Here is a 23,299-nt window from a genome sequence, read left to right as displayed (position 1 = left end):
GCGGAGATCAAACATGAGCAATGTCGACGCGGCTGAAGTCGCCAAATTTGAGGCCCTGGCCAGCCGCTGGTGGGATCGCGAGAGCGAATTCAAACCTCTGCACGACATCAATCCGCTGCGCGCCAACTTTATCGACGAACACTCTCCGGTCGCCGGCCGCAAGGTGCTGGACGTGGGCTGCGGTGGCGGCATCCTGAGCGAGGCCCTGGCCCAGCGCGGCGCTGAAGTGACCGGCATTGATATGGGCGAGGCCCCCCTGGGGGTTGCCCGCCTGCATGCCCAGGAGTCGGGATTGACCATCGATTACCACCAGATCACCGCCGAGGCTCTCGCCGAACAGGAAGCCGGTCAATACGATATCGTCACCTGCCTGGAGATGCTCGAGCATGTGCCGGACCCGGCCTCGGTGATCCGCGCCTGCGCCACTCTGGTCAAGCCTGGTGGCCACGTGTATTTCTCGACCATCAACCGCAACCCCAAAGCCTATGTGTTTGCCATTGTGGGCGCTGAGTACCTGCTCAAGCTGTTGCCGAAAGGCACCCACGACTACCGCAAATTCATCCGCCCATCCGAGCTGTCGCGCTGGATGAGGGCAGCCAGCCTCGAGCTGAAAATCCTGACCGGCATGACGTACAACCCGCTGACCAAGACCTACAAGCTGGACCCGAACGATGTCAGCGTCAACTACCTGCTGCACGCCCGCCAGGTGGGCTGACCGATGACCGAGAAGTCCGAGAAAAGCTCAACGATTGAGCACCGTCCAATTCGCGCCGTGATGTTCGATCTGGATGGCACTTTACTGGATACCGCGCCCGACTTTGTGGTTGTCGTAAACCGGCTGCTGGCTGAGTACGACCGCCCGCCCCTGGCCGACGCCACCATCCGGCGCAGTGTGTCCAATGGCGCCAGAGCTCTGGTTGAGCTTGCCTTTGGGGTGGAGCCGGGTCACCCGGATTTCGAGACACTCCGAACCCGACTCCTGGCGCTTTACAGCGATCACCTGGCGGTGCACACCGCGCTATTCCCCGGCCTGCAAACACTGTTGCAGGTTCTCGGCGAACGGCAGATTCCCTGGGGCGTTGCGACCAACAAACCGGCGGCCTACACCCTGCCCCTCATGGAGCAGTTGGATCTACAGCCCGCCCCCCAGAGCATCATCTGCCCGGACCACGTCACCGAGCGCAAACCACACCCGGAGTCACTGTTTCTGGCCGCCAAGCATCTGGGCTGTGAACCCGAGCATATTCTGTATGTTGGCGATCATCGGCGCGATATCGAATGCGGTCGACAGGCCGGCGCCATCACCATTGCCGCCGCCTATGGCTACATCGAGGACGGGGACGATGTCGACGCCTGGGGCGCGGACTACCGCGTGGACCACGGCCGGGAGATTCTGCCCATTCTGGACACGCTGCTCCGATAAGCATTGGCCCTATCGGTCAACACCCAACCGATCAACACCGAGCGTTACACCGAAAAGAGTTGAACTATGACACTACCGGACAATTACCAACCTGCCCCCAGCCTGCTCAAGGATAAAATCATTCTGATCACCGGCGCCGGGGACGGTATAGGACGGGTCGCGGCGAAAACCTTCGCCGAACATCGGGCCACGGTGGTATTACTCGGGCGCACCATGGCCAAGCTGGAAAAAGTCTACGATGAAATTGAACAGGCCGGTGGTCCCCAGCCCGCGATTTACCCCATGAACCTCGAAGGTGCCACCGAAAAAGACTATCGCGATCTGTCCGACACCCTGTATCAGGAGTTCGGCAAGCTCGACGGGATTCTGCACAACGCCAGCGACCTGGGTGAGCGAACGCCCATCGCCAACTACGCCGCCGACACCTGGCTGCGGGTGATGCAGATCAATGTCAACGCGCCTTTCATGCTGACCCAGGCGCTATTGCCACTGCTGGAGCAATCCGGCAACGCCAGCATTGTGTTTACCAGTTCCGGCGTCGCCCGGAAAGGCCGCGCTTACTGGGGCGCCTATGCGGCCTCCAAGGCGGCGCAGGACAACCTGATGCAGACCCTGTCGGAAGAGCTGGACGGTGCCCTGCCGATCCGGGCCAACAGCATCAACCCCGGTGCCACCCGCACCCGGATGCGGGCGGCAGCCTACCCGGCGGAAGATCCGCGTACCCTGCCGACGCCCGAGTCGCATATGCCGTTGTATCTGTATCTGATGGGTGAGGATTCGGTGGGCGTGAATGGGGAGATTTTTACGCCGTAGGTGGAGCGACGGTGAGTTACGGCGGATGCGGCCTGCGGCCTTATCCGCCCTACGGACGCTCCGAAGCGTCGGACCGATCCGCCCTACCGGTGTTCCTGCATGGCTTGCAGGAGTGAGGCTTCGGCCCGGGACAGACCACAGCGTCGGGCCACTTCTTCGACGCTGACACCCATGCGGAACAGTTGATTGGCTTCGGTGTAGGGCTGCTCCGTTGGTGCGTCGGACGATCCGCCTGCGCCCTGCGCCAGGCGCTTTTCCATGGCGATCAGGCGATTGCCCATGCCAATGGCGGCGCTGTTGGACACCGCCAGCTCACTTTCCAGACGACGATGACTGGAGCGCACCTGATCCAACTGGCGATGGCTGGCCCGCAGCGCCACCAGGGCGACCGCTATCGCCACAACGCTCAATACCAGACTCAAGCCAACGGCCAGCAGCATCCAGTTCATCCGTTAAATCTCGTCCAGCTCGGCCCACTCTTCGTTGGTGAGCAGCTTGTTCAGGTCAATCAGGATCAACAGCTCGTCGTTCTTGTGGCACACGCCCTGAATAAACTTGGCACTCTCTTCATTGCCAACGTTGGGCGCGGTTTCAATCTCGGACTGATTCAGATACACCACTTCCGCCACACTATCGACCATGATGCCGATCACGTGGTTATCCGTTTCGATGATCACAATGCGGGTATTGTCCGTGACTTCCCCGTCGGCCAGGCCGAACCGGTGACGGGTATCGATCACCGTGACCACGTTGCCGCGCAAATTGATGATGCCAAGCACATAGGGTGGCGCACCCGGCACCGGCGCAATTTCCGAATAACGGAGCACTTCCTGTACCTGCATGACGTTAATACCGTACGTCTCGCCATCCAACCGGAAGGTCACCCACTGCAGAACCTGATCGTCCGCATCTTTGTTCTTTTGCTTACTGGTTTTGGTATCAGTCGCCATACATCAAATCCTCAATCGCTCTTGCTGTTCGTCATTATGCATTGATACGCACTATAGCTGATATCACGGCGGTTCGCTGCGCGTTTCCGGTGCCTCGCCCCGCACACCTCAGGCCCGCTTGCGATCCGCCTCCATCAGCAACTGGCCGATACGCGGAATATCCAGCAGCGCGCACATGTGTTCTTTGACCGTTCCCGCCAACCAGGGACGCCGACTGCGTTCGGTGCGCCACTTTACATCCTCCGGGTCGAGACTGATGGGCTGGTTGACCGAGTCCACCGCCAGGCCCCAGGGCACCCCGTCGATGGAAATCACATATTCGGCGGTTTCAACAAACCGCTCATCATAGCGCTCCGGCATGACAAACCGCGCCGTATTGACCGTGCGTATTTTGCCGGTCGGAGTCGGCAGCAGCCCCATAAACCAGTCCGCCTGTCCGAACAGCGGTGTCAGTTCATCGGTCAGCGGCTGAATCTGTCCCAGGGCGATCAGCGGCACCGCCAGGGTCAAACCCGACACTTTGAACAACAGCACATCGAATCGCTCCTGGGCCCAGGCGGGACGTCCGTTGGCCAGCCATTCGACGTCCTTCAAGCGGAATTGTCCGGGCTCCGGTTCAGGCATCAGGTCCGGTGCTGATTGGGGTGGCGCCGTTTCAGCAGTATCAGCTTCGGGGGCCAGGGGTTCGGCCAACTTGACCCGGGGTTCTGGCGTCGTCCTCGCCTCTGGCACGTCGGTTGTGGGCTCGATGGTCGGCGCAGACAACCAAGTCTTAGGTTTGGGCTTGGGCTCGACCACGACCGGCTGCGCAATGCTGTGCGATTGAGCGGGCCGGGTCGGCGTTTGCACAGTGGCTGTGGTGCCGGCTTTCAGGGGCGTGGCAGCGCTGTATAGCAACTTCTGCAGCCGCTCGCGCTGCTCCTCCACCGGATCAGCGTAGGGAGGCTCTTCCGGCACCGTCAGCAGATCGTCTAAATAGGCCTGCAAAAGCCCCTGCGGATCCTTTGACATCCGGCTCATGTCGCACTCCCTGCGGCAACACTGGCCGTCGAGGGCTCTTTCTTCAACAACCACTTGTACAGAGACCGATAAGCGTCCACACCCCGACTGTCCGGCTCGAACAGGTGCGGCGGCACGCCCGCCTTGCTGGCGTCCCGAAACTTGGTATCGACTGGAATCATTCCGGGCCAGACCTGGGTCGGGTAAGTATTGCGGATGGTCAACAGACTGCTGACCGACGCCTGAGTACGGCGATCGAACATCACCGGCACCACATGGTATTCCAGTGGCCGCTTGCGAGACCGACTCATCATCTCCAGGGTATTCACCATCCGCTCCAACCCTTTCAGCGCCAGAAACTCGGTCTGCACCGGCATTACCAGGCGGTGGGCAGCGGCGAGCGCATTGATCATCAGCACCCCGAGCAACGGCGGGGTGTCCACCAGCACCAGGTCATAGTCGTCATACACCTGCGCCAGGGCGCGGGTCAGCACCAGCCCCATCCCCTCCTGCCCGACCGCATGGCGTTCCAGTGTCGCCAGTGCCGTGGCCGAGGGCAACAGGTCCAGGTTGTCGAAATCGGTTTTCTGGATCAGCTGCTTAACCCGCTCGGGATACAGCTGTTTGCGCTCTTCAAACAGCGTAAATACGCTGCTGCGCGCCGTGTCAGGATCTTGACGGAAATAGGTGCTCAGAGAACCGTGCGGATCCAGGTCCAGCAGCAATACACGCCGCCCCTGCTCGGCGGCAAGGCCGCCCAGGGCCACGGTGGTGGTGGTCTTGCCGACCCCGCCTTTCTGATTGGCAATGCTCCAGACGCGCAACAGATGCGATCCTCGTTTTCGATGGCCTGGTGGGTGAAGGGCGCAAAGCGCCAAAATTCCGCAGGCCAATCCGGTTTAGGTTACGTTGATCCAGGATTAAGCAACAGACATACCATTCGAACTGCCACTATCCATTCGAGCTGGTACTACCGCTGCCGTGGCAAATCCGGGTCGCTGCTGAAGAGCAGCCCCCCGCCCTCCAGTTGCACCGGCTCGACCGGTGCGGCGGATTCCCCGCTGTCGCCCGAAGAGCTATCGGCCTCCGGACCGGATTCTTGAGGTGCGCCCTCCTGGTCAGCCTCTCGCGGCGACAGAAATCCGCTGCCGTCACTGCCATCGAGCGCCGCACTCGGACGCTGGATCGCTTCGCGGGCGATCATCAGGGCAACCCGGCGGTTCTGGGCTCGCCCTTGCGGGGTGTCGTTGTCCGCACTGGGCTGGTGCTCCCCGTACCCCACAGCCGACAAACGCTGCGCCGACACACCGGTTCCAGACAGCAATTTGACAATGGCACTGGCCCGCGCGGCGGACAACTCCCAGTTACTGGGATAGCGAAGATTGCGGATGGGCTGGTTGTCCGTGTGCCCCTCCACCTGAATCGGGTTGTCGTACTCTGCCAACAGGCGGGCCATTTCGGCAAAAATATCCCGGGCCTGGCCACTCAATTCCGCGCTGCCCGACTCAAACAGAATACTGTCTCGCAGCTCTACCTGCAGCCAGTACTCGTTCGCATACACTTCCAGCAGGTCATCGCCAATCAGGTCGGAAAACCGCTCGCTGATACGTTCCGCCAGCTCTCCCAGCTCACCCAGGCCCTCTTCGCCCGCAAGGCCTCCGGATTCGCCCATCATTGGGTGCTTGGTATCTCCACGATCATCGCCCCGAATATCGATGGCACTGGCCGAGGGTGAGCGCGAAGGCTGACCTACCTGAATGGGCTGTACCGCACGGGCCGGCTCAAAGGCCTCCATCAGGGTATCGGACAGCACCCGGTATTTGCTCTCATTGACCTGGGAGATGGAGTACATCACCACAAAAAACGCAAACAGCAGGGTAATGAAATCCGCGTAGGACACCAGCCAGCGCTCGTGATTCACGTGCAGTTCTGTGGGGCGACGGCGCGGCATGGGCAACCTCTACTTGTGCAGGTAGCCGTTGAGTTTCATTTCAATGGAGCGCGGGTTCTCGCCATCGGCAATGGCAATGATGCCCTCGATCATCAACTCCCGGTAATGGGAGCGCTCATTGATACACATCTTGAGTTTGTTGGCGATGGGCAACAAAAACAGATTGGCGAGCGCGACCCCGTAGATGGTCGCCACAAACGCCACGGCGATACCCGGACCGAGCTGTTCGGGATCGGCGAGGTTGCGCATCACGTGGATCAGCCCCATGACCGCGCCGATGATGCCGATCGTGGGGGAATAGCCACCCATACTTTCATAGAAACGCACGGCGTCCTGATCGCGCTGCTCGCTGAGCACCAGTTCGTTTTCCATGACCCGGCGAATCACGTCCGGCTCGCTGCCATCGACCATCAGTTGCAGGCCTTTGCGCGCAAAAGGGTCCTTTTCGCGATCGGCAATTTCCTCCAGGCCGAGCAGGCCCTGTTTGCGAGCCGTCACCGACCAGCGCACAATCTGATCAATACCACCGCGGAACGCATTGACCGGCGGGCGAAAAATCCAGGGGAAAATCTGCAGGGCACGCTTGAGATGGACTTTGGGGGTCTGAAGCATGGCCGCCCCCAGGGTGCCGCCGATCACGATCACGGCAGCGGGGCCATTGAGCAGAGAAGAGAGGCTGCCGCCCTCAGCAAAGTTGCCGCCAATCAGCGCCGCGAAGCCGATGATGACACCGAGTATGCTGAGGATATCCATGTCAGCAGACCTCGCGCACGAGTCTGGGGCCGATGTCTTTCAGGCTGAGGACTTTATCCGACAATCCGGCTTTGGCTACCGCCATGGGCATACCATAAATCACGCAACTGGCTTCATCCTGTGACCAGATGCTCGAGCCGGCATTTTTGAGCATGCGCGCGCCTTCCCGACCATCGGCCCCCATCCCGGTCAGGACCACACCCAGCACTTTGTTCCCGTAGTGCTTGGCGGCCGAACCGAAGGTGATATCCAGTGAGGGTTTGTAGGTCATGCGCTCGTCTTCAACGATGCGCAGCCCGCCCCGGGCATCCAGCATCATCTGCTTTCCTCCGGGGGCGAGTAACGCCACCCCCGGTTGCAAGGTATCCCCTTCTTGCGCCTCGCGCACCTGAATCTGACATTGGCGATTCAGCCGTTCGGCGAAAGCGCGGGTAAAGTTCTCCGGCATATGCTGCACCAGAACAATGGGCAGCGGGAAAGTGGCGGGCAGGTTGACCAATACATCAGTGAGCGCCACCGGCCCACCGGTCGATGCGCCAATAACCAGAAGTTTATAGCTACCACGAGGGCGCGCCGGTGTCTGCGGCTCCCGGGCAACCGGTTTTTCCGTGGGTTTTTCCGCCGCTCTGGCGGGTTGCAGGCGAGTCGCCTCGCGCGAGGCCGAAGCGGAGGCGCGGGCCTGCCGACCGAGGGTCAGCAGGCGTTCGTGCAGTTTATCCCGCAGCCCCTGAGCATTGCGGGAGACTTCCCCAAAATCCTTGGGCATAAAGTCCATGGCGCCGGCCGCCAGTGCGTCCAGGGTAATGCGCGCTCCCTCATAGGTGAGGGACGAGAACATCAGAATCGGGACGGGGCGCTCGGCCATGATATGGCGCACGGCGGTAATGCCGTCCATCTCCGGCATTTCGAAATCCATGGTGACCAGGTCCGGGCGCAGGGAACGGGCCAGCTCCACCGCCTCACGACCGTTGGTCGCGGTGCCCACGACCGAGAGATCCGGGTGTTGATCGATCATTTCTTTCAGTCGCTGACGAAAGAAGTTCGAATCATCTACGATTAACACCCTCAATGGCATTGTTGCTTACTCCAGCCTGTTCAGTACGTCCGCTCCTCTTCGTCGGGGAGCACAGAGTTCAATCGGGATTATACGCCGCCCGCGTAGCGCTTGAGCAACCCCGGAATATCGAGGATCAATGCCATGGTGCCGTCGCCGGTGATGGTGGCGCCGGCCATTCCGGGGGTGCCCTGAAGCATTTTGCCCAGGGGTTTGATCACCACCTCTTCCTGCCCAATCAGTTGATCGACCACAAAGCCCACCATGCGGGTACCAATAGCGACTATGACCACATGCGCCTCGCGCTCTCGGGCCTTACGCGGTCCGGTGATCAGCCAGTCTTTCAGGTAGAAAACCGGAATGGCCCGATCGCGGATGGTCACGCACTCCTGGCCGTCCACGGTGTGGGTTTTGGACATATCCATGTGAAAAATTTCCTGCACGCTGGCCAGCGGCAAGGCGAAGGCCTGCTCGGCCAGCATCACCATCAGCGTCGGCATGATTGCCAGGGTCAGCGGCACTTTAATATTCAGCCGGGTGCCCTCGCCCTTGGCGGACTGAATTTCGATGGTGCCGTTGAGCTGGGTGATCTTGGTCTTGACCACATCCATCCCCACACCCCGACCGGACACATCGGAAATTTCTTTCTTGGTGGAGAACCCCGGGGCAAAAATGAGGTTGAACGCTTCGGTGTCCGAGAGGCGATTGGCGCTGTCGCGATCCATGACCCCCTTCTCCACGGCGATATCCCGCAGTTTGTCGGGGTCCATGCCCGCGCCGTCGTCGGTGATCGACAGCAGGATGTGATCGCCCTCCTGCTCGGCCGCCAGAACGACTTTACCGGTGCGTGGCTTCCCATTCGCCTCGCGCAGGTCGGGCAACTCGATACCGTGGTCCACCGAGTTGCGCACCAGGTGAACCAGAGGATCGGACAACGCCTCGACCAGGTTTTTGTCCAGGTCGGTATCCTCCCCCACCAGTTCCAGATTCACTTCTTTTTTCAGGTTGCGCGCCAGATCCCGCACCACCCGGGGGAAGCGGCCGAACACTTTTTTGATCGGCTGCATCCGGGTTTTCATCACGGAGGTCTGCAGGTCGGCGGTTACCACGTCGAGATTGGAGACGGCTTTGGCCAGGGACTCGTTTTCAATATCGTCACCCAACCGCACCAGGCGATTGCGCACCAATACCAGCTCGCCCACCATGTTCATGATTTCGTCGAGGCGCTGGGTATCGACCCGCACGGTGGTTTCAGCCGGCGCCGGACCACCGTCCCGATCGGCCGGTTTGCCGGCGGGTCGACCCGCCGGCGGCTTCTTGCCATCGCCCGCGCCACCCCCGGCCGGTGCGGCAGGAGCGGCTTTTGGAGCGGACGGGACGCTATCGGGTTTTGCCGCAACGCTTGTATCCGGCTTTTTGGGGGCATCAGGTTTTTCGGAGGCGTCAGATTGCTTCCGGGTCGGCCCCTGTCCCTTACCGTGCAGCTCATCGAGCAGCGACTCGAACTCATCGTCACTGATCAGATCATTGTTGGACGAATTGCCCGATGCGGATTTACCACTTTCTGCGGGCGCTTGGGCTGGTTCAGACGGCTCTGGCGCCGCAGACTTTGCCGTCGTGCCGGTCCCCGGGCCCTTGCCCTTACCGTGCAGCTGATCCAACAGCGCTTCGAATTCATCGTCATCGATTTCATCGCTGTCTGAAGCGGAGGCTGCGGAGGATGGTTTGGCCGGCTGACTCGCACCCGGGCCTTTGCCTTTGCCGTGCAACTCATCCAGCAAGGCTTCAAACTCGTCTTCCTGGATGACATCACCCTGGTCCGACGAAGGCTTCGCTTCGGATCCGCTTTTGGCGGGCGCGGCACCGGGCTCATCGGCAATGGCATCCAGCAGTTGCTCAAACTCGTCGTCGGTAATATCGCCCTGGGCTTTGGGTGTGCTTTCGCCGACCGGCTCATCGGGCCCGTGGCTCTGATCACTTTCGGAAGTGGTATCGGCGCCACCGCCAATCGGCTCGCCGTTTACCAGCCGCTGCAGGGTGTCGATCAACTGAGGGTCGGCGGGAGACATTTCTTCCCGTTGCGATACTTCCGCAAACTGCTGGTTGATGGTATCGAGCGACTGCAGCACCACGTCCATCAACTCGGAAGTCACCTGACGCTGGCCATTGCGCAACACATCGAACAGGTTCTCGGTCACATGGCAACACTCCACCATGGGATCGAGCTGGAGAAACCCAGCCCCACCCTTGACGGTGTGAAAACCACGGAAAATCGCGTTGAGCAAATCAGCGTCATCGGGGCGCTGCTCCAGCTCGACCAACTGCTCGGAGAGCTTCTCCAGTATTTCGCCTGCTTCGACCAGGAAGTCCTGGAGGATTTCTTCGTCGTCACCGAACCCCATTCAGCGCTCCTATCAAACCTATCTCACCGGTTATTGTCATCGGGTGGTCGCCCCTGGCTGACCACCCTGGCGCGCAGTGCGCCTGCGGGTGAACCCTGTTCCGGCCCAGGTCAAAAACCCAGGCTCGACAGCAAATCGTCCACTTCGTCCTGACTGGATACCACGTCAGCCCGTTCGCTGGCGTTCATCTGCGGCCCCTCTCCGGAGCTCTGTTCACGTTTTTTCACTGCCGCTTCTTCACTATCGGCCTCGGGCACAAAACCTGTAACATCTTCCACCTGGGCGGCAATCCGGACCAGGCTGACCAGATCCTGCTCCACGTCATTGATCAGTCCGATCACCCGCTTGAGCACCTGGCCGGTCAGGTCCTGAAACCCCTGTTCGAGCACAATTTCCTGCATATTGCGGCCAATGGTCTCGGTACCGGTCACCATCTGCCCCAGAAAATCGTCCATCCGGTGGTACAGCTCGCGAAACTCATCCGGGCTCATTTCGCGGCGCTTCAGCCGGGCCCACTCCTCTTTCAGAGAGCCGGCTTCCTGCCCGAGATTGGTGGCGATGGGCGCCGACTCGTCCACCATATCCATGGTTTTTTCGGCAGCCTGTTGAGTCAGGTCGATGACGTAGTTCAGACGGTTGGAGGCGTCCCGGATTTCGGAGTTTTTGATATCGGGCGGTTCGGAGCTGAGGTCACCATCAACGTTGAAGTTGACGATGGCATCGTGCAGTCCGCGCGTCAGACGTCCGACGGACTGGAAAATATGCCGGTCGCGCACTTCGGTGATCGCGTGAATCAGCTGGGAGGCCTCTTCATACTGGTCTCCCTGAAGCTTGTCGACCAGCAGCTTGGCGCACTCTTTCAGCTCGGAGATGAACTCATCGTTTTCATGCAACTGGGATGTTGAAGCCATGAATAAGCCTTATTGTCGCTATGGGCCGGCGCCCCAAGACACCGACGGCGCGCGGTTTAACCGACGCGTTCAAAAATTTTCTCGATCTTTTCCTTGAGCGCCGCAGCGGTAAACGGTTTGACCACGTACCCGTTCACTCCGGCCTGAGCGGCTTCAATAATCTGATCGCGCTTGGCTTCAGCGGTCACCATCAATACCGGCAAGGCATGCAGCTTCTCGTCCTCGCGCACCGCGCGCAGCAGATCGATGCCGGTCATACCGGGCATGTTCCAATCGGTCACCAGGAAGTCAAAGTCGCCGCTGCGCAGCATCGGCAAGGCGGTTACCCCGTCGTCAGCCTCGTGGGTATTGCTGAACCCCAGGTCTCTGAGCAGGTTCTTAATAATCCGTCGCATTGTCGAGAAATCGTCGACAATCAGGATTTTCATGTTTTTATCCAATGCAACCTCCGTCTACTCTGGCGGGAGTCTGGTTTCAAGAATGGGAAGCAGCGCCACAGGGCGCCCACCACACCGGTGATATTGGTATTCTAGCAAGGCCGGGCCCGGCAAAGTACCCACAAACCTCTGGCGCGTCAATCATTACCCTGCCAGTCGGCCAGCCGGGTCCTCAGGCGCAGGGCCGCCTGGCTGTGGATCTGGCTGACCCGGGATTCGCTGACCCCGAGGACCTGCCCGATCTCCTTCAGGTTGAGTTCTTCATCGTAATAGAGCGCCAACACCAGTTTTTCCCGCTCCGGTAGTTGGGTTATCGCCTGCGCGAGGGATTGCTTTAGCGCCGAGCGCTGAATTCCGTCCAGAGGGCTGGCGTGCTCGGACCCGGGGCCCGCCATATGCTGGCTGGTATCGTCATCGCCGAAGGTCTCTTCGTAGCTGAACAGCCGGCTGGCACTGGCATCGCGCAGCATATCGAAATACTCATCCAGCTCAATGCCCAGCTCGTCGGCCACTTCGGCATCCTGGGCATCCCGGCCGGTACGCCCTTCCACAATGCCGATGGCCTCGCTGATCCGCCGGGCGTTCCGGTGTACCGAGCGCGGCGCCCAGTCGCCCCGGCGCATTTCGTCCACAATGGCGCCGCGAATCCGGATACCGGCGTAGGTTTCAAAGCTGGCACCCTTGGAGGCATCGTACTTCTGAGAGGCTTCTATCAGGCCGATCATACCGGCCTGAATCAGGTCATCCACCTGCACACAGGCGGGCATGCGCAACATCATGTGATGGGCAATGCGCTTGACCAGGGGCGCGTAGTCCTCGACCCGGATCTGGTTGCCAAGTTGTCGGGTTTTATCGTACATGGCTAATCCATCGGCTGCGGCCATTGTCAGCTACCTCACACCGTCTAGCGACTGTTGGCGACCTGGAGCAGACGCTCGACAAAAAATTCCAACCGCCCCGTGGGCGCGCTGGGCAGAGGCCACTGATCCACCTCTTTGGCGAGCGTACGAATCGCTTGCGCCGCCTTGCTCTGAGGGGCGAACTCCAGCAGTGACTTTTGTTTCTGTACGGCTTTACGCACATTTTCGTCAAAGGGAACATGGCCCACGTATTGAAGGGTGACATCCAGAAACCGCTCGCACACGCTGTTGAGCTTGTTGAACATCATCTGCCCTTCGCGGGTGGTGCGGGTCATATTCGCCACCACCCGGAAACGTTGCAGACCGTGGTCCCGGTTGAGCACCTTGATCAGGGCGTAGGCATCGGTAATCGACGAGGGTTCGTCGCACACCACCACCAGCACCTCATTGGCGGCCCGGACGAAGCTCACCACGGTATCGGAAATACCGGCGGCGGTATCCACCACGAGAATATCCACCTGATCGCTCAGCTCACTGAAGGCATTGATCAGGCCCGCATGCTCACGGGGCCCGAGCATGGTCATACGCTGGACGCCGGAGGCGGCGGGCACAATTTTCAGACCGGAGGGGCCGTTGACCAGCACATCCCGAAGCCCCATTTCGCCGTTGAGCACATCGGACAGGGTATGTTTGGCCTTGAGACCGAGCAGCACATCGACATTGGCGAGCCCCAGGTCCGCATCCAGCAGCACCACGCGGCGGCGAAGCTCGGCCAAAGCGATACTCAGATTGACGGAAATATTACTCTTTCCCACACCGCCCTTGCCGCCGGACACTGCTATGACTTGAACCGGACGCATTTGACTCATCTGCCGTTCTACTCCTCATGTTCTTCGACTGACCCTGACAAGGTCGATTATAGGGCCCGGCGGGCGACGGTGGCCGTGGCACCCTGGGGGCGGCGCGCGGCGTCATCGCGCCGACCGACCAGGCTGGCCGCTCGGGTCACCAACTGGTGCGGGCGAGCCACCTGAATATCCCGGGGAATATCCTGACCGTCGGTAGTATAGACGATTGGCACCCCGGCCTGCATGACCACACCCAGCGCCTCACCCAGGCTCGCACTCTCATCGAGCTTACTGAGAATGCAGCCGGTCAGCCCCTGACCGCCGTAGGCGTGCACTGAGGCCTTGAGCATCGCCGCCTGACTGGTGCTGGGCAGCACCATCAGTGGTTTGACCTGAGGCAGGCGACGGAGTGTGTCGAGCTGCTCGGTCAGCCGGGGATCGCCCTGGCGGAATCCCGCGGTATCAATCAGCACCAGTGCGTGACGGCGCAGACTGTAGAGCACCGACTCCAGGCTGGACTGATCGTCTACCACCCGCAGGGTCACGCCGAGAATACGCGCCAGGGAGCGAAGCTGATCATGGCCGCCGATCCGGTGGGTATCCAGGGTCACCAGGGCCACATCCCGAGCACCGTGTTCCATGACATAGCGGGCCGCGAGCTTGCCGATGGTGGTGGTTTTGCCGGCCCCGGTGGGGCCGACCAGTGCGTAGACGCCACCCCGGGAGACCGGGTCGGCGCCGTCAGCCGGCAACTTGCGCGCCAGCTGCGCCAGCGCCCCCGTCCAGGCTTGCGCGAGTGGCTGACCGGCCGGAGTGTCGTTGAGAATGGCTTCCGCGGCCTCCGGGGACAACCCCATCCGCTCCAGGCGCCGGCCAATGCTCGCCAGGCCCGGTGCGCGAGCCGCCGGCTTCGGGCCGAGCATCTGTGAGAGCTGCTCTTCGAGCAGATAGCGCATTTCGGCCAATTCCGCCTGCAGGCTATCCAACCGCGGATCGGTGGTTTCCGTGCCCGCCGTACTCACCAGACCCGCGGGCGGCTCATCGTCCCGCAGCGGGTAACGCTCGGCGGCACTGACAAAGCCGGCCGCCCGAGACGTATTCCGTTCAGGCTTGCTCACGCTGACCGGGTCCCGGTCAGTCCCGGCGGATTCAAGCAGAGAGCGCTCCACCCGAATACCCGCATTGACGCGCTGATTCGGTTGAAGAAACTCGCGCGCCGAAGCATCCAGCTCGCGCTGAGCCAGTTGCCGCTGGCGGGCACGCTCGATCGCATCGGCCCGCTGCTGCCCGGTTTCCGACGCGGGTCCGGTCGAGAGTGACTCGCCTGATTCGGCATTTGCAGCCGGCACAGACCTCTCGGCCGCCTCCGGGAGGGACACCGAGGCCTGAGTGGTCAACAGCTCCACCCCGTCTTTCGTGCGGTTGCTGGAGAGGATGACCGCATCGGGACCCAACTCCTGACGAACCATTTCCAGGGCGCGTCGCATATCCGCCGCGAGAAATCGTTTGACCTGCATCGTTGTACTCCTCGTCAAAAAACGGGCCTGTTAGTTGTTGGACTCGGGCCGGAATCATCAGGGCCCTGAGTCTTGTCCGGGTTACCGGTTGTTGGTCTGACCGGCGCCCACCGTGGCATCAATGGAAATCTGCTTGTTTTCCGGCACTTCGGTGTAGGCCAGAACGTTCATATCCGGCACGCTGTTGCGCGCGAACCGGGCCAGCATATTGCGCAGTGGCGCGGCGACCAGCAGGATCAGCGGTTTACCGGCCACTTCCTGCTTCTGGGCCGCCTCCATGAGCGAGCGCTGCAGTCGTTCTGCCAGGCTCGGCTCGATAAAGGCACTGTCGTCCGCGCCAGATTTTTGTGCCTGCTGAAGGGTATTTAGCAACAACTGTTCCAACTCTGGCTCCAGGGTGATGACCGGCATCTCCGGCTCTGAACCCACGATGTTCTGGACGATCTGGCGCGAGAGCGCGACCCGGGCGACATTGGTCAAAGCGGCGGGATCTTGACTCTTGCTGCCATTGGCCGCCAATGCTTCGGCGATCGAGCGCATGTCCCGAATCGGTACCCGCTCGCGCAGCAGGTTCTGCAGCACCTTGAGCAGCACATTCAGGCTGATGGTATTGGGCACCAGTTCCTCGACCAATTTGGGCGAGTTTTTCGCGAGCATATCCAGCAGCTTCTGCACATCTTCATGGCCAAGCAGCTCCCAGGTATGTTTCTGCAGAATCTGATTCAGGTGGGTGGCAACGACAGTGCTGGCATCCACGACGGTATAACCCAGTGTCTGGGCCTTCTCTTTCTGACTGGCATCGATCCAGACGGCGTCCAGCCCAAAGGCCGGATCCTTGGTTTTGGTACCATCGAGCTCGCCAAAGACCTGACCGGGGTTGATCGCCATTTCCCGGTCCGGATAGACCTCGGCTTCGGCCAGCGAAACACCCATCAGGCTGATCCGGTATTTGTTCGGCAGCAGGTCCAGGTTGTCCCGAATGTGGACCGATGGAATCAGAAAGCCCATTTCCTGGGACAGCTTGCGCCGCACTCCCTTGATCCGCCCCAGCAGCTCCCCGCCCTGCCCCCGGTCCACCAGGGGAATCAGTCGATAACCGACTTCCAGCCCGATGATGTCCACCGGCTGGACATCATCCCAGTCAAGTTCCGCCGATTCTTTGGCGGGCGGCAGAGAGGCCTGTCCGGGGTTCGGTGCCGACGGCGTAACCGTCGGCCCGCCACCACCGCCCCCGGAGGGACGCCCACCACCGGGTCGATAGTCATCTTCTTCCACCGCCTCGGGCTGCTGGCTGCGCCAGTGAATAAAGTAGGCCAGGCCACCACAGAGAAAGCCCAACCCCAGAAACGCCACGTGAGGCATACCGGGAATCGAGCCCATCAACAACAGAACTCCCGAAGCGATCGCCAGTGCCTTGGGCGTGGCGAACATCTGCCCCATGATCTGCTCGCGCATGTCCTCGGAGCTGTTGACCCGGGTCACCAGAATCGCCGCCGAGGTGGACAGCAGCAGCGAGGGAATCTGGGCAACCAGACCATCACCGATAGTCAACAGAATGTAATTCTCCAGCGCCGTGGAAAAATCCAGGTCATGCTGAATCATCCCGATGCCCAGGCCACCGATAATGTTGATCACCAGAATCAGAATACCGGCGATGGCATCGCCGCGCACAAATTTGCTGGCACCGTCCATGGCCCCGTAGAAGTCCGCCTCGCTGGCGACTTCCTTTCGACGTGTCCGGGCTTCTTCCTGATCAATCAGCCCCGCATTCAGGTCGGCATCAATGGCCATCTGCTTGCCGGGCATGGCGTCCAGGGTAAACCGGGCGCTCACTTCCGAAATCCGCCCCGCCCCTTTGGTCACCACGACGAAGTTGATGATCATCAGAATCAGAAACACCACCAAACCCACGGCGTAGTTGCCGCCAATAACCACTTCGCCGAACGCCTCGATCACTTTACCGGCCGCATCGCCGCCCTCGTGGCCGTTGAGCAGCACCACCCGGGTGGAGGCGACATTCAAGGCCAGGCGTAATAGGGTCGCGACCAGCAGGATGGTGGGAAACACCGCGAAGTCCAGCGGGCGCATGGCGTACACGCCCACCAAGAGCACGACGATGGACAGGGCGATATTGAAGGAAAAGAAGGCGTCGAGCAGTATCGGCGGCACGGGCAGGATCATCATGCCCAGCAGCATGAGCAGCAGTACGGGTATGCCGATGTTGCCACGACCGAGTCCGCGAATATGGTTGAAGGCGGCGCGGCGGTCGATGTTGTTCAGTTGGCTGAAACTGGGAAGTGCCATGTAGGTCGCTTTTTTGACGGTTTCGTTAGTTGACCGTCTTATCGCAAGAAGCGTACCAATTGGTGAAGGATAGTCGGTGGAGAGATTGGTGGTTATCTGAGAGTCCGGCGGCTACGGGGTGAAGCCTTCCGGGACACGCCGTAAACCCATCCCTGGGGGCTCGCATCGCGGGTCCCCCGCTCCACGGTCCCGGAAGGCTTCACCCCGCATCCGCCTCCGAGTGAAATTCGACCGACCATGGTATTCGGCTGGCACTGAGGCGGATGCGGGGTATAGCCATTGGAGACTCTCGGAGACATGGATGTCGACGAGAAGCCCCCATGGATGGGTTCACGGCGGGTCTCCAAACGCTATACCCCGTAGCCGCCGGGCTCTCCAAGAACCACAGCCCCCGGTTGAAACGACCTCAGTCGAAGCGCATATCGCGGGGGACCTGGATGTTTCTTGGGTAGGCAGGTTTTTCGCCGCGGCCCTTGCGGAAATTGCGTAGCTGGAAGACGTAGGCCAATACCTGGGCAACGGCCATGTACAGATCCGCCGGGACTTCCTGATCGATTTCCGTAGTGTGGTAAATCGCCCGTGTCAGGGCGGGAGATTCCATGATATCGATATTGTGGGCGCGGGCGATTTTGCGGATTTTCATGGCTGTTTGATCCGCCCCCTTGGCCACCAGAATCGGTGTCGCCATGGTATCCGGATCGTATTTCAAGGCCACTGAATAGTGCGTGGGGTTGGTGATGACCACGTCCGCCTTCGGGACTTCCGACATCATCCGGCGCTGGGCCATTTCCCGCTGCAACTGACGGATTTTGCTCTTGACCTCCGGCTTACCTTCGCTGTCCTTCATCTCATCCTTGACTTCCTGCCGGGACATTTTCAGCTTCTTGTTGTTCTCGAAAATCTGAAATGGAATATCAATCGCGGCAATGGCAATGGTGACCGCGGCCAGAGCGATAGCGGCAACGCCACTGAGCCACACCGAGTTTTTGATGGCGGTCAGCGGCTCCTGATCCGACAGTCGGAGCATATCCTGCTGTTGCACCACTAGCAGGCCAACCGCGACCGCCATGATGAGCATTACCTTCCCCAGCGCTTTGGCGAGCTCCATCAACGCTTTAAGAGCGAACATGCGCTTGAGACCGGCAAGCGGGTTCATCCGGCTGGCTTTGGGTGCCATGGATTTGCTGCTGAACAGCCAGCCTCCCAGACCAATGGGGCCGGCGATGGACGCCACCAGCAGCAGAGCGAACACGGGCAGCATGCTTAGGGTGCCCTGGTACAGTGACGCGGTCAGGTGTTCGACCATGGCGTCGGTGTTGAACACCACTTCCCGCTCCAGCGAGAAATTGAATTTCAGGATGCCGGCGAGCTTGCCCGCCATAAACGGACCGAACAGCATCAGGCCTATAGTGCCGGCGAGCAATATGAAGGTGGTGGTCAGTTCCCGGGATCGGGGAATCTGCCCTTCTTCGCGCGCTTTTTCCTGTTTTCGCGCCGTGGGTTCTTCTGTCTTTTCCTGACTGCTGTCGTTTTCTTCGGCCATCAGGGCACTCCTATTACCAGTCGAACCAGTTCAAAGGCTTCCTGGGTGAAGACTTCGAACACGGGAAGCAGTGCGGGCAAGGCGAACCACATGACCAGGATTCCGAAGATGAGGGTCATGGGAAAGCCGACGGTGAATACGTTCATCTGCGGTGCGGAGCGATTCATGGCACCGAAGGCCATGTTGATGATCATGACAGCAGTGAACACCGGCAAGGTGATCACCAGGGCGGCGCTGAACAGCCAGGTGCCCATGCCGGCGATGGTGGCGAAGGCGCCAGAGCCGAGGCCGCTGCCGCCGACGGGCAGGCTCTGGAAGCTGTCCACGAGCATGCCGATGATGATGAGGTGGCCGTTGTAGCTGAGGAACAGCAGGGTCGCGAGCAGCAGGTAAAATTGGGACAGTACGGTGGTGGAGACGCCGGTGGATGGGTCGTTCATGGCGGCGAAGCCGAGGCCCATTTTCATGGCCATGAGTTCGCCGGCCAGAATAAAAATGTGCAGGAAGACCTGGAGCATGAAGCCCATGGCGATGCCGATGAGCAGTTCTCTGGCGACGATGGCCATGGCTTGTATGGAGACGAGGTCGATGTCGGGTGGTGGCGGTAGCAGCGGTGCGACCAGTAGGGTGACGAAGGCGGTGAGGACGATGCGTACTCTTGCAGTGACGGTCTGGGCGCCGATGACGGGCATGGCGAGGAAGAGGCCACCAATGCGCAGCATCGGCCAGAGGTATTGACCGATAAATTGCATCAGTTGTTGTTCGCTCAATACCAGTTCGTTCATTGGTTCAATCAATCGCCCTTCGAGGGTGCCATTCTGAGAGTCCGGCTTCGGAACCAAGGGGCTTCTTTTCAAAACACATGAACCCGTCCCTGGGGCTCCATCGCTTCATCCATGAAGCGACGGTTTGAAAAGAAGCCCCTTGGTCCCGAAGCCTCATAGGTGTCGTAGCGCTTCGTGCTGTTTTTCTATCCTATTAAGTTTGGGACGTTGGTGTATAAACGGGTGAACAGGTCCATGAACTCTCTGAGTAGCCAGGGGCCGGCGATCATGACTGAGGCCAGGGTGACCAGCAGACGTGGCAGGAAGCTCAGGGTCTGTTCGTTGATCTGGGTGGCGGCCTGGAACATGCTCACCACCAGGCCCACCAGTAGGCCGGGGCCGACGATGACGACCAGCATCAGGATGACGAGGTAGAGGGCGTCGGCGAAGATGTCCATGACAACTTCCGGGGTCATAGGGCCTCCTTATACACCGAAGCTGGCGGCGAGTGTGCCGATGATCATGGCCCAGCCGTCGACGAGGACGAAGAGCATGATTTTGAACGGCAGTGAGATGATCAGGGGCGAGAGCATCATCATGCCCATGGCCATGAGCACGCTGGCGACGACGATGTCGATGACCAGGAACGGGATGAAGATGATGAATCCGATCTGAAAGGCGGTTTTGAGTTCGCTGGTGACGAATGCCGGGACCAGGATGCTGAAGGGGGTGTCCTGGGGTGTCTGGATGTCCGGGTTGTCGGCGATGCCGACGAACAGTTCGATGTCAGATTCGCGGGTCTGGGCCAGCATGAACGCGTGGAAGGGTTCGGTGGTTCTCGCCAGTGCCGTCTGGGCGTTGATTTCTTCGTTGATGTAGGGTTGCAGGGCTTCGGCGTTTACGCGTTCGAACACGGGCTGCATGATGAACAGTGTGAGAAACAACGAGAGACCAATCAGTATCTGGTTGGATGGCGATTGTTGTAAGCCCAGGGCCTGACGCAGGATGGCGAAGACGATGATGATCCGGGTGAAGGAGGTCATCATCAGCAGGATCGCTGGCAGGAAGGTGAACGCGGTCATGATCGCGAGGATCTGGAGCGTGACCGTGTATTCTTCCGAGCCGTCCGGGTTGGTGGTGACGGTCAGGGCCGGTAAGCCGGGAATGGCGGGCAGGGAGCCGCCGACGCCCTGCTCCGCTGGCGGTTGGGTTTCCGGCGTTTCCTGGGCGAGGGCCGGTCCCGCACCGAAGCTCAGCAGGATCAACAGCAGCAGCGAGCCGAGAAAGCGGTAGTGAATTAGTGGGTAAGGCTTCATCAGGGCTTGGTGTTCTTGTTCATGATGTTCATCAACCGCTGTTTGAAGTCGCTGCTTCTGACGCCTTGTGCGTCGATCACCGGTTCTTCAAACACGTGAAGTGTGCGGATTTGTTGGGCCGTTACGCCGAGCAACAGTTGCTGACCGCCCACTTCCACCACCAGCAATCGCTCGCGGGTACCCAGCGGCAAGGTGGCGACCACTTTCATGGCCGAGGAATTCGTGAAGGCACCCTGTCCAAAGCGGCGCAGCAACCAGGCGAGGGCGAAGATCAGTGCGATGATCAGCAGCAGGCTGAACAGCACACTCATCAACTGGGTGGCGGCACTTCCTTCCATCAGCGCAGCTTCTTGATCCGTTCGGACGGACTGATGACGTCGGTCATCCGAATGCCGAATTTTTCGTTCACCACCACCACTTCACCATGGGCGATCAGGGTGCCGTTGACCAGGACATCCAGCGGCTCACCCGCCAGCCGGTCCAATTCAATCACCGAGCCCTGGTTGAGTTGCAGCAGGTTGCGAATAGTGATGGAGGTACGCCCCACTTCCATGGAAATGGACACCGGGATGTCCAGAATCACATCCAGATCCGGGTTGGTGTTGGGCTGCTCGTCTTCGGTCAGCTCATCCAGGGCAACCCGGTCGACGTCGCGACCAAAGTCCTGTTCCTGCCCGGCGCTGTCCGAACCTGCATCGGCAGTATCATCGTCGCCCTCATCACCCTGCTCCATCATGGCCGCTTCCCACTCGGCCGCCATGGCATCCTGGTCTTTGTCGTCGTCGTGGGTATCATTTTCGTTTGCCACTGGAGCCCCCTTCGTTTGCCGTAATGTTATAGGCTGAACTGTGATCAATTAAACCGTGAATTTTCAAAGCCAGATTGCCGCGAATCTGTCCCAATCGGGTGCGGAACATGGGCACGCCATTGGCGGTGACGACATGGTATTCCGGAAACTCCACCGGAATCACATCACCCGCCTTCAGGTTGATGATGTCCCGCAGGGTAATTTCGCGCTGAACAATATCGCACTCAAGATCGACCTGAGCGGCGAGCACATCCTCACGCAAGGCTTTGACCCAACGCTCATCTTTCTCGTCACTATCACTCTGCAGACCGGAATCCAGCACCTCCCGGATCGGTTCGATCATGGAGTACGGAACCGTGATGTGCAGATCGCCACCGCCGCCATCGAGCTCGACGTGGAAGGTGCTGACCACCACCACTTCGCTCGGGCTGACAATATTGGCCAGGGACGGGTTGACCTCTGAGTTCATGTACTCAAAGGTGATGGGCATGACCGCCTTCCAGGCCTCGCCGAGATCGACGAACACCTGATCGAGCACCATCTGCACCACACGCAATTCGGTCGGAGTGAATTCCCGGCCCTCAATTTTGGCGTGCCGGCCATCGCCGCCGAAAAAGTTGTCCACCAGTTTGAACACCAGGCGCGCATCCAGAATGATCAGGGCATTGCCGCGCAGCGGGCGGAACTTCACCATATTCAGACTGGTGGGCACATAGAGGGTGTGCACGTATTCGCCAAACTTCTGGATCTGGATACCGCCGACGGACACATCCGCCGTGCGCCGCAGCAAATTGAACATGCTGATGCGGGTGTAGCGGGCGAAGCGCTCATTGATCATTTCCAGCGTGGGCATGCGCCCGCGGACGATGCGGTCCTGGGTGGTCAGGTCATAGGCTTTGACCGGATCCATCTCCAAATCGTCATCGGTATCGATATCGCCTTCATCGACCCCGTGAAGCAGCGCATCAATTTCGTCTTGTGAAAGTAAGTCTTGCACGAGCGGCTACCTTATGGTTTTTACTGCATCACAAAGCTGGTAAACAGAACCTGTTCGACACCGGGCTGCCCCATCTCCTGTTCGAGAATGGCCTGAACCCGACGCAGCGCGTCCTGACGCAGCAACTCCCGACCTTCCGGTGTCTGCAGGTCTTCAAACTCCTGGCCGCTGAACAGCATGATCAGATCATTGCGAACCCGGGGTAGATGTTGCTCCAGTACTTTGACCACCTCATTGTCGCGCAGCATCAGATTGACTTCGGTCTGCAGAAAGCGCTGCCGGCCACGGACATTGTAGTTAATGACAAATTTTTCCTTCAGCGGAAAGTAGATCGCCGGCTGGCGCGCCGGCTCCAGGGGTTCCACCGCTTCGGCTTCAGCGGTGTCGCCGTCGGGCGCCGGTTCATCCGGGGCCAGAAAGTGCAATAGCCCAAGGGTTACCCCTACCGACAACACCACCAGCAACAGCGCCAGCACAGCCAGTTTGATTTTCTGATTGCGTTGGGTCTTGCGGTCAATTTCCGCCTGTTCTTCTTCGGTCAGCTCGCGCTCATCGTCTTCTTCGGCCATGCCAAAATTCCGTCATTCACAGTGCTTGAGGGGGATAGAGCAAGCCCCGTGCCAAGTCAGGCACGGGGCTTGCGCGGATA

25 protein-coding genes are annotated in these 23,299 nt (G+C 60.0%); 3 read left to right on the top strand and 22 right to left on the bottom strand.

Annotated features, from left to right (window positions below; all coding sequences use genetic code 11):
- Positions 1–13 precede the first annotated feature (13 nt).
- From ubiG to N645_RS0102800, 3 genes are all read left to right on the top strand, one after another.
- On the top strand, positions 14–715 hold the full coding sequence (gene ubiG, locus N645_RS0102810) for a bifunctional 2-polyprenyl-6-hydroxyphenol methylase/3-demethylubiquinol 3-O-methyltransferase UbiG (RefSeq protein WP_024459998.1): 702 nt from the start codon (positions 14–16) through the stop codon (positions 713–715).
- 3 nt (positions 716–718) lie between these two features.
- Positions 719–1,423: an HAD-IA family hydrolase gene (locus N645_RS0102805; protein ID WP_238559185.1), complete on the top strand. Its 705-nt coding sequence runs from the start codon at positions 719–721 to the stop codon at positions 1,421–1,423.
- 66 nt (positions 1,424–1,489) lie between these two features.
- Positions 1,490–2,236 (top strand): YciK family oxidoreductase, encoded by a 747-nt coding sequence (locus N645_RS0102800; RefSeq protein ID WP_024459996.1) that lies wholly within the window; start codon positions 1,490–1,492, stop codon positions 2,234–2,236.
- A gap of 83 nt (positions 2,237–2,319) precedes the next feature.
- On the opposite strand, the gene N645_RS0102795 is transcribed toward N645_RS0102800, so the two are convergent.
- From N645_RS0102795 to N645_RS0102690, 22 genes are all read right to left on the bottom strand, one after another.
- On the bottom strand, positions 2,320–2,685 hold the full coding sequence (locus tag N645_RS0102795) for a DUF2802 domain-containing protein (protein WP_036159822.1): 366 nt from the start codon (positions 2,683–2,685) through the stop codon (positions 2,320–2,322).
- Positions 2,686–2,688: 3 nt separating this feature from the next.
- Positions 2,689–3,186, bottom strand: a complete 498-nt coding sequence (locus tag N645_RS0102790; protein ID WP_024459994.1) for a chemotaxis protein CheW — start codon at positions 3,184–3,186, stop codon at positions 2,689–2,691.
- A gap of 108 nt (positions 3,187–3,294) precedes the next feature.
- Complete coding sequence (locus N645_RS0102785) at positions 3,295–4,206, bottom strand: chemotaxis protein CheW (protein ID WP_369754925.1); 912 nt, start codon at positions 4,204–4,206, stop codon at positions 3,295–3,297.
- The gene (locus N645_RS0102780; protein ID WP_024459992.1) at positions 4,203–5,009 is read right to left on the bottom strand and encodes a ParA family protein; all 807 of its coding nucleotides are present in this window, start codon (positions 5,007–5,009) and stop codon (positions 4,203–4,205) included. The genes N645_RS0102785 and N645_RS0102780 overlap by 4 nt, the downstream gene beginning before the upstream one ends.
- A gap of 146 nt (positions 5,010–5,155) precedes the next feature.
- Positions 5,156–6,136 carry a flagellar motor protein MotD gene (gene motD, locus N645_RS0102775; protein ID WP_024459991.1) on the bottom strand — a complete coding sequence of 327 codons (981 nt, stop codon included), beginning with the start codon at positions 6,134–6,136 and terminating at the stop codon, positions 5,156–5,158.
- 9 nt (positions 6,137–6,145) lie between these two features.
- Positions 6,146–6,889, bottom strand: coding sequence for a flagellar motor protein (locus N645_RS0102770; RefSeq protein ID WP_024459990.1), 744 nt, complete (start codon positions 6,887–6,889; stop codon positions 6,146–6,148).
- A 1-nt stretch (position 6,890) separates the two neighbouring features.
- Complete coding sequence (locus tag N645_RS0102765; RefSeq protein WP_024459989.1) at positions 6,891–7,964, bottom strand: chemotaxis response regulator protein-glutamate methylesterase; 1,074 nt, start codon at positions 7,962–7,964, stop codon at positions 6,891–6,893.
- 68 nt (positions 7,965–8,032) lie between these two features.
- Positions 8,033–10,345, bottom strand: coding sequence for a chemotaxis protein CheA (locus tag N645_RS0102760; protein WP_024459988.1), 2,313 nt, complete (start codon positions 10,343–10,345; stop codon positions 8,033–8,035).
- A 110-nt stretch (positions 10,346–10,455) separates the two neighbouring features.
- Complete coding sequence (locus N645_RS0102755) at positions 10,456–11,256, bottom strand: protein phosphatase CheZ (protein WP_024459987.1); 801 nt, start codon at positions 11,254–11,256, stop codon at positions 10,456–10,458.
- Positions 11,257–11,312: 56 nt separating this feature from the next.
- On the bottom strand, positions 11,313–11,696 hold the full coding sequence (cheY, locus tag N645_RS0102750) for a chemotaxis response regulator CheY (RefSeq protein ID WP_024459986.1): 384 nt from the start codon (positions 11,694–11,696) through the stop codon (positions 11,313–11,315).
- A gap of 134 nt (positions 11,697–11,830) precedes the next feature.
- A complete protein-coding gene (locus N645_RS0102745) occupies positions 11,831–12,553 on the bottom strand; it encodes an RNA polymerase sigma factor FliA (protein ID WP_024459985.1) in 723 nt (240 codons plus the stop codon).
- 44 nt (positions 12,554–12,597) lie between these two features.
- Positions 12,598–13,422 carry a MinD/ParA family protein gene (locus N645_RS0102740; RefSeq protein WP_024459984.1) on the bottom strand — a complete coding sequence of 275 codons (825 nt, stop codon included), beginning with the start codon at positions 13,420–13,422 and terminating at the stop codon, positions 12,598–12,600.
- Positions 13,423–13,469: 47 nt separating this feature from the next.
- The gene (gene flhF / locus N645_RS0102735) at positions 13,470–14,918 is read right to left on the bottom strand and encodes a flagellar biosynthesis protein FlhF (RefSeq protein ID WP_024459983.1); all 1,449 of its coding nucleotides are present in this window, start codon (positions 14,916–14,918) and stop codon (positions 13,470–13,472) included.
- A gap of 81 nt (positions 14,919–14,999) precedes the next feature.
- Positions 15,000–17,222, bottom strand: a complete 2,223-nt coding sequence (flhA, locus tag N645_RS0102730; protein ID WP_024459982.1) for a flagellar biosynthesis protein FlhA — start codon at positions 17,220–17,222, stop codon at positions 15,000–15,002.
- Positions 17,223–17,628: 406 nt separating this feature from the next.
- On the bottom strand, positions 17,629–18,765 hold the full coding sequence (gene flhB, locus N645_RS0102725) for a flagellar biosynthesis protein FlhB (RefSeq protein ID WP_024459981.1): 1,137 nt from the start codon (positions 18,763–18,765) through the stop codon (positions 17,629–17,631).
- On the bottom strand, positions 18,765–19,550 hold the full coding sequence (gene fliR, locus N645_RS0102720) for a flagellar biosynthetic protein FliR (protein WP_036159817.1): 786 nt from the start codon (positions 19,548–19,550) through the stop codon (positions 18,765–18,767). The genes flhB and fliR overlap by 1 nt, the downstream gene beginning before the upstream one ends.
- 185 nt (positions 19,551–19,735) lie before the next feature.
- Positions 19,736–20,005, bottom strand: a complete 270-nt coding sequence (gene fliQ, locus N645_RS0102715; RefSeq protein ID WP_024459979.1) for a flagellar biosynthesis protein FliQ — start codon at positions 20,003–20,005, stop codon at positions 19,736–19,738.
- Positions 20,006–20,014: 9 nt separating this feature from the next.
- Positions 20,015–20,845, bottom strand: coding sequence for a flagellar type III secretion system pore protein FliP (gene fliP, locus N645_RS0102710; protein WP_024459978.1), 831 nt, complete (start codon positions 20,843–20,845; stop codon positions 20,015–20,017).
- Positions 20,845–21,183 carry a flagellar biosynthetic protein FliO gene (gene fliO, locus N645_RS0102705; RefSeq protein WP_024459977.1) on the bottom strand — a complete coding sequence of 113 codons (339 nt, stop codon included), beginning with the start codon at positions 21,181–21,183 and terminating at the stop codon, positions 20,845–20,847. Before fliO ends, fliP begins: the two co-directional genes overlap by 1 nt.
- Positions 21,183–21,653 (bottom strand): flagellar motor switch protein FliN, encoded by a 471-nt coding sequence (gene fliN, locus N645_RS0102700; protein WP_024459976.1) that lies wholly within the window; start codon positions 21,651–21,653, stop codon positions 21,183–21,185. The genes fliO and fliN overlap by 1 nt, the downstream gene beginning before the upstream one ends.
- Positions 21,637–22,650 (bottom strand): flagellar motor switch protein FliM, encoded by a 1,014-nt coding sequence (gene fliM / locus N645_RS0102695; protein ID WP_024459975.1) that lies wholly within the window; start codon positions 22,648–22,650, stop codon positions 21,637–21,639. Before fliM ends, fliN begins: the two co-directional genes overlap by 17 nt.
- Positions 22,651–22,670: 20 nt before the next feature.
- A complete protein-coding gene (locus tag N645_RS0102690; protein WP_024459974.1) occupies positions 22,671–23,219 on the bottom strand; it encodes a flagellar basal body-associated FliL family protein in 549 nt (182 codons plus the stop codon).
- Positions 23,220–23,299: the final 80 nt, after the last annotated feature.

Source organism: Marinimicrobium sp. LS-A18 (assembly GCF_000463525.1).
GTDB classification, from domain to species: Bacteria; Pseudomonadota; Gammaproteobacteria; order Pseudomonadales; family Cellvibrionaceae; genus Marinimicrobium; species Marinimicrobium koreense.
The sequence above is the reverse complement of the archived record's forward strand: the minus strand, read 5'-3'. Positions and strand labels throughout refer to the sequence as shown.